General features: G+C 44.2%; 9 protein-coding genes. 5 read left to right on the top strand and 4 right to left on the bottom strand.

Going from position 1 to position 13,843, the window contains the following annotated elements; all coding sequences use genetic code 11:
* Positions 1–23: 23 nt before the first annotated feature.
* Complete coding sequence (locus tag NDI48_09535; protein ID MEP0831449.1) at positions 24–2,021, bottom strand: hypothetical protein; 1,998 nt, start codon at positions 2,019–2,021, stop codon at positions 24–26.
* Positions 2,022–2,415: 394 nt separating this feature from the next.
* Here NDI48_09535 and NDI48_09540 point away from each other — a divergent pair, with 394 nt between their 5' ends.
* Positions 2,416–3,558: a glycosyltransferase family 4 protein gene (locus tag NDI48_09540; protein MEP0831450.1), complete on the top strand. Its 1,143-nt coding sequence runs from the start codon at positions 2,416–2,418 to the stop codon at positions 3,556–3,558.
* A gap of 1,007 nt (positions 3,559–4,565) precedes the next feature.
* Here the strand turns inward: NDI48_09540 and NDI48_09545 are convergent.
* Together NDI48_09545 and NDI48_09550 are read right to left on the bottom strand one after the other, a co-directional pair.
* On the bottom strand, positions 4,566–5,108 hold the full coding sequence (locus NDI48_09545) for a YdcF family protein (protein MEP0831451.1): 543 nt from the start codon (positions 5,106–5,108) through the stop codon (positions 4,566–4,568).
* A gap of 1,059 nt (positions 5,109–6,167) precedes the next feature.
* On the bottom strand, positions 6,168–6,791 hold the full coding sequence (locus NDI48_09550) for a hypothetical protein (GenBank protein ID MEP0831452.1): 624 nt from the start codon (positions 6,789–6,791) through the stop codon (positions 6,168–6,170).
* Between the two features lie 299 nt (positions 6,792–7,090).
* Here NDI48_09550 and NDI48_09555 point away from each other — a divergent pair, with 299 nt between their 5' ends.
* Positions 7,091–7,408 carry a hypothetical protein gene (locus NDI48_09555; protein ID MEP0831453.1) on the top strand — a complete coding sequence of 106 codons (318 nt, stop codon included), beginning with the start codon at positions 7,091–7,093 and terminating at the stop codon, positions 7,406–7,408.
* 627 nt (positions 7,409–8,035) lie between these two features.
* Entirely contained in the window at positions 8,036–9,436 is a 1,401-nt protein-coding gene (locus NDI48_09560) for a GUN4 domain-containing protein (GenBank protein MEP0831454.1), read from the top strand.
* A 259-nt stretch (positions 9,437–9,695) separates the two neighbouring features.
* On the opposite strand, the gene NDI48_09565 is transcribed toward NDI48_09560, so the two are convergent.
* Positions 9,696–11,084, bottom strand: coding sequence for a serine/threonine-protein kinase (locus NDI48_09565; protein MEP0831455.1), 1,389 nt, complete (start codon positions 11,082–11,084; stop codon positions 9,696–9,698).
* A gap of 221 nt (positions 11,085–11,305) precedes the next feature.
* Here NDI48_09565 and NDI48_09570 point away from each other — a divergent pair, with 221 nt between their 5' ends.
* A complete protein-coding gene (locus tag NDI48_09570; protein ID MEP0831456.1) occupies positions 11,306–12,373 on the top strand; it encodes an Mrp/NBP35 family ATP-binding protein in 1,068 nt (355 codons plus the stop codon).
* 198 nt (positions 12,374–12,571) lie between these two features.
* Positions 12,572–13,837: a rod shape-determining protein RodA gene (gene rodA, locus NDI48_09575; GenBank protein ID MEP0831457.1), complete on the top strand. Its 1,266-nt coding sequence runs from the start codon at positions 12,572–12,574 to the stop codon at positions 13,835–13,837.
* The last annotated feature ends 6 nt before the right edge of the window (positions 13,838–13,843 follow it).

Genomic DNA, 13,843 nt, shown 5'->3' on the forward strand with positions numbered 1-13,843 from the left:
CTTTACCCCTTTCTTCTCTCCTTTTAAAAACTTTCCTGAACCGTAAGCAGATAAGGATAATCCGTAGCCGTTAGAGTGAGCGTGAGACTATCTGCACCTTTGCTGTTAATCACAACAGGGACATCTCTATCATTGATGGGATCGTAGGCACTGATAGACGCACCCTCACCAACAAGTCCTTTGATTTGCAGCGTAAATTCTTCCGGCCGCAAGTCCTTCATGATATCGCGAGTCATCACGTAATAGGGGATGACGAACCGCTTGGGGTTGACTTGAAACGGAAGGAAGGCAAACACGTCGCGATTATAGAGATTGGGGTGTTCGGCAGTACCTCTACCTTTAAACTGGTAGTGATCGTGAGTATCGCTGAGCGAAATAACTTGCAACTGACGGGTATCTTTTAGATTGGAGTCAACTTGCTGGCTCATTAGGGTAACGATGCGATTGAGTGTGGCAAGTGTTGGGGAGGTGTAGGACGTATCGTCAGTTGGGTAAGTGGCGTTCGGTTGCTCGGCATACTTGAGGAAATTCTCTTTAACAATGGCTAGCGCTTTATCTTCTCCCCCCGTACTGTACAGGTAGAGTTGGGTAACTCCTTTGTTTAAAAAGAAACAGTAATAACGAGCCGCTGATTTTGCCTTGATTTGAAGTGCACGTTCCGCCGTGACGTTAGAATCGATCTCCACTGGATTCATGTTAACTTCCGTAATCCACACGGGAGTCGGAACAACTTTGCCATTGGTTTCTCTTGCAAAGCGTCCGTGTTTAACTCCTTGAATGTCTGATGTAATCGGCCCCATCTCGCGAACAATTGTCTCAGTCTGTATGGCTGTAGCAAAGTACTCCGGAAATACTGCTGAGTATGTTGGAATGAATCCCGATTTATCTTCTTGATAGAGTGCATTAATTCGTCTACTTCCTTTATCATCTTCCGGGTAATCTTGCCGATTTGTAGCATAAGGATGCTTACTAATAGCAGCAACTCGTATTGGAGTTGTACTCGATGCAGGCCAGGGAATTGTGTTAGCAATGCCATCAGTCAACTGTACGCCCCGAAAGTCATCGGGATGAGCCTCTGCATAGGCGGCTGTTTCTTTAATTAAGTCGCCAAAAATACTGTTTTCGTCATACTCATAAAGCTTTGGCTCATAGTAACTATTGACGAAAAGGAAGTAAGATCCGAATGAGAGTTCGTTCCAAATCTCTATGTCAAAGCCTTTGTCTGATGCTTGCGTCGTTCCTAAAACCTCAGCGACAAACTTGGCTACCGTACCCACATAATTCTGCCATGCTGTGATTGTCGTCTTATAGTCTTCGGTGTCAGGTGGGGAAAAAGGGCGGTATTTGAGCGTGGCGATGATAACGTTGGTTCCTGCCTTTATATCTTTTGGTAGAGGCTTAGAAAGCGTGAGAGTGTTGCCGCTAATTTTTGTAAATATCCATCCAGCAGCCTTGTCGTTATCCAGATAAGAAAGACCGCTATAGCCAGCTTTGAGTCCACTGGTATCATTTAACTGAACAGTACTATCGCCGGCACGAGCATCCGCTGCTAGGGGACGCTCGACCAACTTAGTAGGACAAGGCTGACCATGATGTGAATTCACCAGAATGAGAGGACGTATTTTGTATTTTTTTAGAGCTAGAAGTTGGGTACGAAAATTAGCCGCACTAGAGGTGACTATTTTTGTTTCGTCGTCAAAATCGAGGTGATTCCAGCTAATTTCAAGACGCACTCGACGAATACCATTCTTAGCAAGCATTTGTGCAATCAATTCTTGGTTAGCCGAACTGCTTCCCAACCCATTGATACCAATGCCATCGAGAAATGTAATAGCAGGAACTGTTTCCAAGTAAGCACGCCAAGGCTGTAGCCAGTGAGAATGAGAGCCAAACGGAACACTGGTAAACTGTTCGGGGTTAGTATAGGGAGCCGTTAACGTTCCTGCTGGAGATTTTGTACAGGTCACAGTCAAAACTAGGGCGACAGTTGCTAAAATAATCCGCTGAATTTGTTTTCTCATCTTTGCTTTCCTCAAATATCAAATGATTGACTCATTGAAAGCAACCGCTTTTGCCTATATATTTCACTGAAATAGGCAACTAGGGCAACGGCTGATGTTCCTCCACAATCACTTTTTGTAACAAGCAGCCAAAGCAGATACTACTATTTCTATCCAGCCTTTGCTAGTGTTTTGTCTCAAAATAAAAATTAATTTTCTACTGAGCAGTATACAGACCTGGTATGAACATCTACTCAGCTACTTCACTTCTAGGTAACAAAACGAGTTCTAGAGGGGAGCCAGAATTTTGATTGTTAGGCTCTGATTATAAGTCATATAAATTGATTTAAATTTTAATGTAAAATATTTTAAAAAATTCAAGCGCAGCGATTACATGATTAGTTGTGATAGAGCCATGAAAATTCTATTCTTAGATCAAAGCGGCAAACCAGGCGGTGCAGAACTATGCCTGATAGACATTGCCAAGCCTTACCGAGACACCTGTCTCGTCGGCTTATTTGCAGATGGCTCGTTTAGAGAACTCCTAGAACAGCAGCAAATTCCAGTTGAGGTTCTCACCACTGAGTCCATCCAAGTTCGCAAAGAAAGCAGCTTGATGCAGGGTTTAAGCAGTATTAGTTCCCTACTGCCTTTAATCGCTAAGGTTGCTCAAAAAGCTCGTGACTACGATCTGATCTACGCCAATACCCAAAAAGCGTTGGTTGTCGGTGCCCTAGCTAGCTTTTTTAGCCGTCGTCCGCTGGTCTATCACCTGCATGATATTTTATCGTTAGACCACTTTAGCCAAACCAATCGTGCGATCGCAGTGACGTTGGCTAACACCCAAGCGTCCTTAGTCATTGCCAATTCTCAAGCCAGTCAAGCCGCGTTTGTGGAAGCTGGGGGGCGATCGCCTCTCACAGCCGTGGTCTACAATGGCTTCAATCCGGAGTTCTATCGAGCGGATGAATCTCAGCGCAGAACCCTAAGACAGGAACTGGGACTCGATGGACAATTTATTGTAGGTCACTTTAGCCGTTTGTCGCCGTGGAAGGGACAGCATCTCTTAATCGAAGCCTTGACTCACTGCCCTGAAGACATAACAGCTATCTTTGTCGGAGAAGCACTATTTGGTGAGCAGGATTATGCCCAATCGTTACACCAACAAGTTGCAGAATTAGGACTTAAAAAACGAATTCGATTTTTAGGATTTCGTTCCGACATTGTGCAATTGATGAGTGCCTGTGATTTAGTCGCCCATACTTCAATTGCACCTGAACCTTTTGGGCGAGTCGTTGTTGAAGCGATGCTCTGCGGATGCCCTGTGGTAGCGGCAAAAGCGGGAGGTGTAGTCGAATTAGTAGAACATGGACATACGGGTTGGCTAGTACCCCCAGGAGATTCAACTCTACTAGCAGACGTAATTACCAACTGTCGTCAGCAACCCGAGGCTACAGCCATAGTAGCGCACCAAGCACGGGGTACGGCTAGTGAACGTTTCCACCTGAACGCTATTAATCAGCAGATCCTTCAACTGCTCCAACCTCTGCTTCTATGAAAGACCTATTAGATACATTCGGGTTTAATCTTCATCTTCAATAGATGCCCAAAATGATTGAAATAACCTTGTTGAAACGACAATTATAAAAAATAGATAGGCACCGATTAGACTGGCTAAAATGGCTATAGAAAACGAAAAAAACATTGTAGAAACTTGACTTGAGAACCCCAATTTCCAGCCTATTATAAAAGTTATAAATTTCATCTCTCCCAAGACATAGATTTTGACAGAACCAAATATACAAGCGGTCTTTGGCAAAGGTTTAGAGTAAAAAATTTACAGAATTACGCTCAGCTTTTAACACTTTAGGAGTTGATAAATGGATAGATTCATACGTTTATTCAAAGCAGCCATAATCCTTCTAAGAGGTTTTCCTTACCCTGAATCAACCTCGCGAAAAACAAGCGTCACTCAACTCGGAAATTTTTGGAACGAAATGAAGATGGTTACTTTAGTAATGCTTTAGAGAGAATCTCTCCAACTACTCTCAACCCTAAGAGTGCCATGATTGCCCTCTAATTGTCTAGAAACCAACCAAGACTTTTCTAAAAGTTTATGTTCAGTTGTTTCTGTAGAAGAAGATAAACCAACTCTATTGCTTATGAGAGCGAGAGTTTGTCTATTCTAGGGTTAAGGAATTATGTTAAGAAACTGTAAAGATAAGGGCTGTATTAAATTGTGACCAAATAAAAATAATCCAAGCCAAAGGGTTGAATAAACTTAAGAGATCATTTGGCTGGAGACATCAAGATCAAGACACGTTCCTGACTCGGATAAGTCATGCAGCAAGATAGTTTTGTCTAGAAATACTAAGCTTGCGGATTCAACGTTTTAGACCCAGTAACTCCAGACAGGCAACTATCTCACTTGCTCCAAGCAGTGCTATCTGTGAGCCTAACAAGGTATTATTATTAGGGGCGTTGCTGCTGACCATATTTTTCAGCTTGCTCTAGCAAATCTTGGAGACCAGGACTGTTCAACTCAGGTGAACGATTGGGAAAATACTATCCTCGCAAACCATAGCTAACTAACGCTGTGTACTCTCTTAATCGGAGAAAAAACCTTGCCCTTAGCCCCCCAAAATAAAAAGGTATTTCGCTAGTTTGGGCAATGACTTTAAACCCATAGGCGCGAAACACTAGTAGGGAACGCCACATATGAGGCCAGTCAGTAATCAAAACAATTTGACGAATCCCTCGTGCTTGTAATAGGGCTGCCGTGAAGGCAGCATTTTCCTGGGTGGTTAGAGAACAATTTTCACCATCTAACGCAGTCTTAGGAATGCCTTTGGCTTCGAGTTGCTCCATGATGTCCAGAGAATCACCTCTACCACTTACAAAAATTATGGGTGCTTGTTTGGCTTGCCAAAGTTCAGTACTACGCTCAATTCGGGTTTCATTAAAGAGAGGGCCTCGTCCTAAGACGACAATCGCATCGGTTCGTGTAGTGAAATCAGACGGCAGAAAACGTAGTAGTGCTTTGTCGAGAACAAAAAATATGACCAAGGAAGCAACCGTAAACCCTATAAGCCCTAAAACGATTCTCATACGATTTAACTGACGTTTCCATCGTATATGTTGAATAGCCCAGTAAATGCCCAATAAACACAAACAACTGAAAGCGATAAACAGCGGTTTATTAAACCAAATAAACGTAAACCAATCAATGAAAAATGGTTTGTCGGGAAACGAGCGAGCGCACAAATCTGAATTAAACATTGATAAAAGTAAAAGTGAATGCAGTCAACCTCGCTGAGTTAACACCATAGGAACGAATTCATCCCAAATTTAGGGCTTTAAAGTTTAGGATTAGAATCAGTATGACTAAGATTCGCTTGAGTGAGTATGGCACGAGTTAAATCACAACTTCTGAGAAAGTCACGACTTAAATCACGGCTCTTCAGGTCAATACCCCTTAAATTACACCGTTCGCAGATTACAGCGCCAGAGAATAGCCTAACACGCTTAGGTTTCTGGGCAAGGCGGGTTGTCGCTAACACCTCAAACGCGATAACTAAAACACTCCTCCCAATCAATCGCTGTATAATATTCGCGGTGTAGCCCCAGACTAATATCAATCTCTAGCCATAGACTACTTTAGGCTATCTGAAATTCAAGCTTCTGGATTCTTTGGCGTTTCAAAACAGCGTATTTTATACCTTATAAAGAAAACCCAGCTGGTCAATAGCTGGGTTGTGCTTTGTACTTTTGTGGCTGATACGAAAAGATACGCTCCTCACCCTCTTCTAGCATCCCTGCAAATGGCGTCCTTGAAAGCTGCTAGTGGTCAGTTCATAAATTGTCTACTCCAGAATATCGATGAGCCGTTATTTATGATGACTCATTCACGCTAATAACTGTTCTCAACACCTTGTCCCGGCGTTACCTGCGTGAATTTTACTCTACTTAAGTACTTATTGGTAATAAGGATCTCTATCTTCCGGCTGATATACTCTTGGCTGTATTTTTGTAGCTTTGACCTTGAAAGCTTTTGTCAGGTTGGATTAATTTGGATGTATCCCGATTGAAGGATGGGGAGAAGGCTCATGGGTTAACCCAATAATTGCTGAATCAGACTAGATTTCTCTTGCCCGTAGATTTCCTGGATCATCGCTCCCATGATTGAGGGATGACCTCAAAATCATCCACTAACCATTTCCCTTGAGTATCCTTAACAAGTTGGATCGAAAATTCAATGGGGTAAAAGACTCCAGGTTCAGAAGTTCGTGCGGTTCCTCTGAGCCAGTAAGTATACTTCTTTCCATTTATTGACGATTCTGCTTTGGCTACTGTTAGTGTATTAGGCCAAGGAGAAGATGTATCTAAACTTGCCAATTTTTTCTTACTTTGTTTACCTTTTTCAGTTAACCATGGATCTAATCCAAAGTGTATCGACGACTTCCCCATTTTGCTCGCCAGTGCGCCTGTATCTCTCGTAAAAATAGAAGCAACGACATGCGCTAAAACTCCTTCGGGAGACTGGGGATCACTGCGGTTCAGCAAGTACATCCAATCAGTTAAGTTAAACCAAGCCAGTTCTGGGTTGGCTTCAGCCGTAAGCCGGGAACCTAACTTAGAATTAAAGTCAGATGAAGCGGTTAGAGGGGATGGCTGGGAATTGATTCCTCTAGCCTGATCACGAGTATATTGAGTGTAGGCGGCTACGAGTAGGAATAGGGTAGCGATTAGAGAAAGACCCGCCAAGGTAGAAGACTTTGATGAAAGAGGCATGGAAGTTTTCCAGATGGAAACGCAATTTTGATTAATAGCTGAATTGGGCTAAAGTGAAAACCTCTTATTGGAAGATTTTCTCGACCCAATAACTGTTTAAAGTTTCGTAATAACTCATCGGAGAGATTATTCTCAGTTAAACGGGTAAGTGTGCTTACGAAGTTAAGTATTAACTTACCTTCATGTTTTGGCGGTTTCAGAACTAAGAGATTAACTCTAGACCCAGGGGATTTATCTCTATCTCCGGAATTTTCCTGAACAAATCAGACATCTAACAATGAAATCTACTACTGGCGCTTTTGCAGGTTGTCTTTCAGGATTGTCTTGACTGGAGCAATTCTTTAGAAGTCTTGTTGCTTCATGATTTTCCCTCTGTACTCGCTCAATCCATCACTCCCACAAGTGATGGCACAGGTAGCATTGTCATTAAAGACAGCAACCAGTACAACATCCCAGGTAGTATTATTTCCAAAGACGGGACAAAGCTATTCCCAAGTTTCCAGCAACTTGAACTCAATTCCGGTCAGATTGCTAAGTTTTTGTCTTACCCGGAAATTCGCAATATTGTGGGATGGGTTGTAGGGGGTGATCCGTCACTGATTCGTGGTCTGATTTAGATTACTGGTGGAGATTATAACTTATTTTTGATGAACCCAGTAGGTCTTTTATTCCACCCAAATGCTAACTTGAGTGTGACTGCTCTTTAACGGCTACTACAGCTATGGGTATTGGCTTTGGAATAAAGCCGTAGTTTAACAGGATTGGAGCCAATGGCTACGCCAGTGGACTAAGTTTGAAGTTTATCCGTACAGATGTACTGTTTAACAAGCTTTTGCTTGCTTTATTTTAGATCAAGCAAGCGTCAATAAACCATATCAATAAACTCAGCGCTTCTATCTTCAGAGGTAAACCAGGCTAAGCTTTGCGGGAATTCTTGCACCTAGTTAATCCAGATTAGCGAAGCCTTTGTGCTATTTATAATCATTATCCGGAAAATTGTTTTTAGCCTTGAATTATTATCTATCCTATAGCTGAATGTCATGCTCAAAACGGGTTGTTCTGCAAACCCCATCTCTAAGATGCCAATCAGATCCTATTGTCCTTAACTATGCTTTTTCTCAGTAATCTGATTAATATCTGAAAAAAAATATTTATTCCTACATCATTCAATTGATGAATTTTTATCCTGATTTGAAATTGAAAAGCGTGAAAATGTAAATATTGCTAATCATTTGGAGGAGCAAATGCCTAAGAAGGTCGCAGTGCTGATTGGGGTGAGTGAATGCGGAACTCAGATACCTCCACATTCGGAGGCAGCCAATAATGTAGCAGCCATGCAACGAGTTTTGCAAGACCCGAACCTGGGTGGTTTTGACCAGGTTGAGTCGCTACTCAATCCCGATCCGGGAGCAATGCAAAAGGCAATTCAGCAGGTATTTGCCAAATGTGGTGTGAATGACTTAGCACTGCTATTTTTTTCTGGTCACGTCTTGATTGATCAGGAGAGACATCTCTATTTTACGACCAAAACCACAGATAAAGAGGACTTACCAGCAACGGCGGTACCGGGGAGTTTGGTACAACAGGAACTGACAGTTTGCGATGCCAAGCGACAAATCGTGATTTTTGACTGTTGCTACAATGCCACTCTGGATGAGGGTGAAAAGACAGAAAGTTTGAGTGTCAATCTTAATAAAGAATTAGGCGCTACAGGGCGAGCGATTCTTACCTCTTCCACATATACACAAAAGGCTTTTTATCAAGGAGGAGCAAGCCTTTCTTTGTATACTCAATACTTAGTAGAAGGGCTTGAGACAGGTGCAGCAGACCGAGATGGAGTTGGTTTAATTTACCTGCGAGAATGGCATAACTATGCTAAAAGCAAAGTCAAGGAAATTAAGCCTCAAATCGAGCCAGATATGATTCTGGATGAAAAAGAATTTGATATCTTGCTCACTCTTTTATTGAACCAAGACCTCAACAATGACCCAGAGGCAGAGTATCGCAAAATTGAATCCAAGTATTTCAAAATCGTTGAAAACTATGAGCGTCTAGGCGAAACATCGAATGTAGTCACACAAACTTTAATTAAGAAACAGAAAACATTTGGCATAAGCATTGATCCAGAGGCACCTGATGACCTCAGTTCTGATTCAGAGATTGATTACACGAGATTGCGGGATTTATTAAAAGCCGGAGAATGGGAAGAAGCGGATAAGGAAACGTTGACCGTCATACTCAAGGCTGTTCATCGGGAGACAGAAGGATATCTGAATATCGATTCCATTGAAAATTTCCCCTGTACTGATCTGCAAACCATCGATCAGCTTTGGGTCAAGTATAGTAGTGGACAATTCGGCTTCAGCGTACAAAAAGAAATCTGGCGGGGCATCGGAGGCGAATTTGGTCAATATGATAATGCACTTTACGAAGAATTTGGTCTAAGGGTGGGGTGGCGTGAACGCAGTCGCCTGATGTTACTGACTAAATGGAAAAAATATGAAGACCTCAGTTTTTCCTTAACTTGGGCACCGGTGGGTCATCTCCCAAGCTTGGCGAGTGGTAAATTGATGAAGTTCGATCAGTTAAATTTTTGGGGAGTCAGAAGTGATTTTTACGCTCGGCTGGAAGCTTGTTGGGTGTAGGTTTTAGTTAGCTTCCTCAGATTGTAAGAGTTAGTTTTTACTTCATTTATCTCCCTGTTATTGGCGCGATCGCTTCGACCATGTTTCAAAGTGTTGAGAGCGATCGCGCTGGCAAATAGCAGTCCAGACGAGATGTGAGTCCCTAACTGTTCAGAAATTTTCTACGCTTTAATTGAAGATTCCTGACTGAATGTAGAAAAAGTTTAGGGTTCAACCTCACGTCAAATGTAGGATTTCGATTTAAAAGTGCGGCAGTGTTTCATGTTCGTGAGAGCTGACATTCGACCAATCTTGACGTGAGTGAAGAAACTCCCCCACCTAAGCACCAACCTCTCCCCATCCTCAACTCCCCACTTTTGCCTTTAATTCTCTTCATCGTCCATTTTTTCCCAGAGGGGAGATGTCCAGGTGGAGCATCTAAGGTGAAACTCAGTTCATCATTATTTAACCAGTAGTCTTTGGCTTCCACATACCAACCAACGCAGCTACCAAACTTTTTGTAAGTTTCATAACCATCTCCCCTTGATGGCTTATCTTGCTGTTTGGGAAACTGGCTCCTGACACTTTGCCAGATGCGCTCATGGACACTGAAACCGAAGCGACCTTTGCTGTAGTTTACCCAAAGCTGGTCGATCGCACATAGCTCAGTACAGGGAAAGGTATGAATGTCTTCGAGTTTGAGCCAACCTTCAGCTTGTCGCTCGACTATATTAAGCATGAGATCTGTCGTTTCACGATCTGCTTCTTGCCACCGTCCAGATGCCAACAGTTCCCGCAGATTCCTGTAATCTACCCTCACATCTTTGGTCAAATCATCGACTTGAGGCACATGAATAATGTTAGAAAGGCGCGGTTCTCGTAGCAAGGTCAACCACTCTTGTACCGACTGAGGACGGTTCTCTGGCTTTAAATCCATACCTTGCAGAATAGCCCCATTAACCGCATCACTAATACTGGGGTTAAGTTGTTGTGGCGGCGTTAACGTCGAACCGATAATTCTCGATACTGAACTTGTAGGGGGTGTTCCTGTCAGCAGTCTGTACAGCGTTGCGGCTAAAGCATAAACATCTGTACAAGGACTCCATCGATCACGACTGTTATACTGCTCCGGTGGTGCATAAGTGGGTGTCAAATGGGTAGTATGAGTCAGGGTTAAGTCGGGAATAAACTCTCGCGCAATGCCGAAATCAATTAAAACCGCTTCAGACTGATCAGCTCGTACCATAATATTTTGCGGCTTCACATCTCGATGCAGCAGGCGATTTTGATGAACCAGAGTCAGTGCCTCACCAATTTGCTCAATGTAGTGCAACGCTTCATATTCTGAAAGAATACCGCAATGGGCTAGAGTTTCCCCTGCGATATACTCCATGACGATGCCCCACAGATGACCCTCTTTGATCAGCTCGTAAACTTCAACAATGTGAGGATGCTGACATCCCTTCAAGCGTAGTGCCTGGTTGACAAAATCTTGCTGGCGCTTATCAAAATCAGGACTGTTTGGCTCTATATCCTTAAGAATTTTAATCACAACCCGATGGCCTCTTTTGTTCTGGGCCAGATAGGTAATACCAAAGCCACCTTGTCCTAGTCGGTGTTCAATGGTGTACTTGCCGCCTTGCAATACTTGCCCCGGAGTCCAAGCCATTGCTGATCCATGAAGTGAAGAGGGTTGCTTTAATTTTGCCACAGCGCATTGGATGCCAGACGATGATCATTAAGGGCTTCAAAGTCAATGCATGAGTCAAAACAATCCATCTAGTACTCAACGAAACCTATCAATTGAGCAACGAACCCTTAAGATCTATGAAGAATCCCTAACGAATTGGCTCCAGACTTGATCGCTGAGGCAAGGAATATAAATCTAATATGCTCGATGCTAGTTCAGTTCTAGACGTATTACGACCCGTTCAAGACCCGGAACTCCGCAAGAGTTTGGTGGAATTGAATATGATCCGGAATGTCACAATCGACAATGGCACGGTTAGCTTTACCTTAGTATTGACAACCCCGGCTTGCCCCTTACGGGAATTTATTGTTGAAGATTGCCAGAAAGCCGTTAAGCAATTACCCGGTGTCGAAAAAGTCCTGGTGGATGTCACCGCCGAGACGCCTCAGCAAAAATCCCTGCCCGATCGCACAGGCATTGATGGGGTAAAAAATATTCTGGCGATTTCCAGTGGTAAAGGTGGCGTCGGGAAGAGTACTGTCGCCGTGAATGTCGCGGTTGCTCTCGCACAGGCGGGTGCCAAAGTCGGTTTACTCGACGCGGATATTTATGGCCCCAATGCACCAGCGATGCTGGGGTTAAAAGACGCCAAGGTGATGGTGCAGCAAGGTGCTAAAGGCGAGGTATTGGAACCGGCCTTTAACCATGGCGTCAAATTAGTTTCCATGGGCTTTTTAATTGACCCCGACCAGCCCGTCATTTGGCGAGGGCCAATGTTGAATGGTATTATTCGCCAGTTCCTCTACCAGGTCAATTGGGGTGAATTGGATTATCTGATTGTGGATATGCCACCTGGAACTGGAGACGCCCAGTTAACGATCGTGCAGGCGGTACCCATGGCTGGAGCCGTGATTGTGACAACGCCGCAAACTGTGGCGCTGTTGGACTCCCGCCGAGGATTGAAGATGTTCCAGCAGATGGGAGTATCGGTGTTGGGCATAGTAGAAAATATGAGTTACTTTATTCCACCCGACCTACCGGATCGGCATTACGATCTGTTTGGCTCCGGGGGGGGCGAGAAGACCTCCAAGGAGTTAAATGTTCCCCTATTAGGATGTATTCCCCTCGAAATTTCCCTGAGGCAAGGAGGTGATGCCGGAGTGCCAGTGGTGGTGGGCGAACCCGATTCAGCATCGGCTAAGGCATTAGTGGCGATCGCATCCCAGATTGCTGCCAAAGTCTCAGTCGCTGCTCTCAGCAGCCCTTGAAGTCTTTAGTGTGAAGGATGAAGTATCAAGTGTGAAATGTAGCGAGCCGTAAATTTCCTCTTTGTCGTCAGCGAAGAAGTACTTTTCGAGAGCAACCCTTTGCATCCTTCAGCCTTCATCCGAAAATCTTTTCTAAAATTCCTGACACTCAGACTTAAGCAGAGCTAATTGCTAACAATAAGAATCTTCACGAGCTTTATGTTGCAACGATCACTATTTGGTACGCACGTTGGGATGCGCTGGAAGTCGTTCCTGGCACCCTGGCAGCAATTAGACTGGCCCCTGTTAGGCTTAACCATAGGTCTCACCGGTCTTGGCGGGGTGATGATTCGCAGTGCTGAACTGAATAATGGGCAGACGGACTGGTGGTGGCATTGGATTATTGGCGGTATTGGGCTAGCCATCATCCTAACGATCTCACGCTGGCGCTACGAACTCTTGATCCAATGGCATTGGGTTGTTTATGCCATCACGCTTGTCGGTTTAATCGCGGTAATGTTCCTTGGTACTAGTGCCAACGGTGCTCAACGGTGGATCGGCATCTTGGGCTTCCAAGTTCAACCCTCTGAATTTGCCAAAATTGGGTTGATTATTAGTCTGGCGGCGATTCTTCACTCAGAACCCGCGTCAACCTTGATGGCTGTTTTGAGAGTCTTAGGTGTAGCAGCCGTTCCCTGGCTCTTGGTCTTTTTGGAACCTAACCTAGGAACCTCTCTAGTGTTTGGTTCTATTACGATGGGGATGCTCTACTGGGGCAATGCCAATCCCGGTTGGCTGTTACTGATGATTTCTCCTGTGATTTCGGCGATTGTATTCAACGCCTTTTTGCCGGCTTGGTTCTTCTGGGTCGGCGGGATGGTTTATATTGGCTGGCGCAGTTTCCCTTGGCCGATATTAGGAGCCTTAGGAGCCTTAGCCGTGAATGCGGTTTCAGGTGGTTTAGGGCATATGTTATGGGGGCTGTTAAAGGATTATCAAAAAGCTCGCTTGCTGCTATTTTTAGACCCAGATCAAGACCCTCTGGGAGGCGGATATCACCTGATCCAATCTAAGATTGCGATTGGAGCGGGTGGGATTTGGGGAAGAGGACTTCACCAAGGCACCCAAACCCAACTCCGCTTTATCCCCGAACAGCATACTGACTTCATCTTCTCGGCGATTGGGGAAGAACTCGGTTTCATCGGCTGCTTATGCGTCCTACTCGCCTTCTGGTTCCTCTGCCTGCGCTTGGTGATTATTGCTCAGAATGCCAAGGACAATTTTGGCTCTCTGATCGCCATTGGAGTCCTATCCATGATTGTGTTTCAGACCATCGTTAACATCGGGATGAATATTGGTGTGGCTCCAATTACCGGGATTCCGCTGCCCTTACTCAGTTATGGGCGATCGGCTCTGGTGGCGAACTTTCTCGGCCTTGGGTTGGTTCAATCGGTAGCCAATCATCGACCTCGATTAAAGTTTTAGTTATCA

The organism is Microcoleus sp. AS-A8, from assembly GCA_039962225.1.
Lineage (GTDB): Bacteria > Cyanobacteriota > Cyanobacteriia > Cyanobacteriales > Coleofasciculaceae > Allocoleopsis.